This window comes from Kitasatospora sp. NPDC005856 (assembly GCF_040629945.1).
In the GTDB taxonomy this organism is placed as follows: Bacteria; Actinomycetota; Actinomycetes; order Streptomycetales; family Streptomycetaceae; genus Kitasatospora.
On record NZ_JBEXWT010000215.1, the window covers coordinates 1 to 2,068 of the forward strand.

The 2,068-nt window shown below is 69.5% G+C and carries 2 protein-coding genes; one reads left to right on the forward strand and one right to left on the reverse strand.

Annotated elements, in window-relative coordinates; genetic code table 11:
• Positions 1–331: 331 nt before the first annotated feature.
• Positions 332–1,621 (forward strand): ATP-dependent Clp protease ATP-binding subunit ClpX, encoded by a 1,290-nt coding sequence (gene clpX / locus ABZ449_RS42020; protein WP_045696864.1) that lies wholly within the window; start codon positions 332–334, stop codon positions 1,619–1,621.
• 76 nt (positions 1,622–1,697) lie between these two features.
• Here the strand turns inward: clpX and ABZ449_RS42025 are convergent.
• Positions 1,698–2,068: IS30 family transposase (locus tag ABZ449_RS42025; protein WP_360357424.1), on the reverse strand; the 371-nt coding region annotated here is incomplete at its 5' end.

The following is a 2,068-nucleotide window of genomic DNA, read 5'->3' on the forward strand; positions in this document are numbered from 1 at the left end:
AACCCCGCCCTCCCCGTGTTGTGGGCGCCCCCCCCCCGCGGGGGGGGCGGGGGGGGCGCCCCCCCGCCGCGGGGGGGGGGGGGGGGGCCCCCCGGGGGGGGGGGGGGCCCCCCCGGGCCCCCCCCCCCGCCCCGGTCCATCGGCGGGCCCGCGCGACGGCATCTGTTCGGTATCAATTCGCCCAGGGCGTAGGGCAGACCTGACGAAGAGGCCGGAATCACGGGCCCGGCAGAGTACCGTCGGATAGCGAGACCGAGCGCCGTCGGCGTTGACGGTCCACAGCACCAGGCCCCGGAACCCTGCGGGGCCCCTGGCGAAGGGGAAGCACCTCGTGGCACGCATCGGAGACGGTGGCGACCTGCTCAAGTGCTCGTTCTGCGGCAAGTCGCAGAAGCAGGTGAAGAAGCTGATCGCCGGCCCAGGCGTGTACATCTGCGACGAGTGCATCGACCTGTGCAACGAGATCATCGAGGAGGAACTCGCCGAGACCTCCGAGGTCCGCTTCGAGGAGCTCCCGAAGCCGCGCGAGATCTACGAGTTCCTGGACCAGTACGTGGTCGGCCAGGACCTCGCCAAGAAGGCGCTGTCGGTCGCGGTCTACAACCACTACAAGCGCGTCCAGGCCGGTGAGGCGGGCCGCAGCGGCGGCAACGGTCGCGAGGACGCCATCGAGCTGGCCAAGTCCAACATCCTGCTGCTGGGCCCCACCGGCTCCGGCAAGACGCTGCTGGCGCAGACCCTGGCCCGGATGCTCAACGTGCCGTTCGCGATCGCGGACGCCACCGCGCTGACCGAGGCCGGCTACGTCGGCGAGGACGTCGAGAACATCCTGCTCAAGCTGATCCAGGCGGCCGACTACGACGTCAAGAAGGCCGAGACCGGGATCATCTACATCGACGAGATCGACAAGGTCGCGCGCAAGAGCGAGAACCCGTCGATCACCCGGGACGTCTCCGGCGAGGGCGTGCAGCAGGCCCTGCTGAAGATCCTGGAGGGCACCACGGCCTCGGTGCCGCCGCAGGGCGGGCGCAAGCACCCGCACCAGGAGTTCATCCAGATCGACACCACCAACGTGCTGTTCATCGTCGGCGGCGCGTTCGCCGGCCTGGAGCGGATCATCGAGGGCCGCGCGGGTGCCAAGGGCATCGGCTTCGGCGCCAACATCCGCTCCAAGCGGGAGTCGGACGCCAGCGACCACTTCCGCCAGGTGATGCCCGAGGACCTGGTGAAGTTCGGCATGATCCCCGAGTTCATCGGCCGTCTCCCGGTGATCACCAGCGTGCACAACCTGGACCGCGAGGCGCTGCTCCAGATCCTCACCGAGCCGCGCAACGCGCTGGTCAAGCAGTACCGCAAGCTGTTCGAACTGGACGGCGTGGAGCTGGAGTTCTCGCGCGACGCGCTGGAGGCGATCGCCGACCAGGCGATCCTGCGCGGCACCGGCGCGCGCGGGCTGCGGGCCATCATGGAGGAGGTGCTGATGTCCGTGATGTACGAGGTTCCCTCGCGCCAGGACGTCGCCCGCGTGGTGGTCACCGGCGACGTGGTCTCCAAGCACGCCATCCCCACCCTGGTGCCGCGCGACATGATCAAGCGCGAGCGCCGGGAGAAGAGCGCCTGACCCGAGGCCCGTACGCGACGAGGGGCCCCGCACCGGATCCTTGGGTTCCAGTGGTCGTTGCAACACCGCCTGGTTCTCAGGAGGTGAGTAGATCACGTAGACGCTCGGCTGGAGTGCTCCAGCCGAGCGTCTTGCGTGGACGGCCGTTGAGTTCCTGGGCGACGTGTTCGAGGTCTTCGGGGCTGTGGACGCTGAGGTCGGTGCCCTTGGGGAAGTACTGGCGCAGGAGTCCGTTGGTGTTCTCGTTGGAGCCGCGCTGCCAGGGGCTGGCGGGATCGCAGAAGTAGACGGGCATGCCGGTGGCCATGGTGAACTGCTTGTGGCGTGCCATCTCGCTGCCCTGGTCCCAGGTGAGGGAGCCGCGCAGGTGCGCGGGCAGGGTCTGGATCGTGGCGACGAGGCCGTCGCGGACGGTTTCGGCGTCGTGGGCTCCGCCCGGGAGGTGGA